This window comes from Pseudomonas sp. PDM18 (assembly GCF_014852585.1).
Classification (GTDB): Bacteria; Pseudomonadota; Gammaproteobacteria; order Pseudomonadales; family Pseudomonadaceae; genus Pseudomonas.
The window spans coordinates 1-307 of record NZ_JACVBX010000050.1; the positions used below are offsets into that span (position 1 = coordinate 1).

1 protein-coding gene is annotated in these 307 nt (G+C 66.1%); it reads right to left on the reverse strand.

What is annotated here, in order from left to right; all coding sequences use genetic code 11:
• Window positions 1-307: Ig-like domain-containing protein (locus IB274_RS29505; protein ID WP_192436303.1), on the reverse strand; the 307-nt coding region annotated here is incomplete at both ends.

A 307-nucleotide genomic window follows, 5' to 3' on the forward strand; every position in this document is an offset into this window, starting at 1 on the left:
CGGTGTAGCCACGGTCGGCTACGACAGCGGCAACGTTGCCCGCCACATCGTGGGCTTCCAGGGTGGCGTGGATGGTGCCAGCCTTGGCCAGATCGGCACCGGCTACCTGCACACTCCAGTTGCCCGAGGTGTCGACAGCGGCGCTGTACTGCGTGCCGTTGAGGGTGAAGCTCACCAGGTCGCCGGCCATGAACTCGCCGGTGGCCTTGCCGCTGATGGTCTGCTGGGCCTTCGATTCGTCGAGGTTGACGATGTCGTCACCGGCCACGGCGTTGATGGTCAGCTGGGCCACCGGCGCAGTAACGTC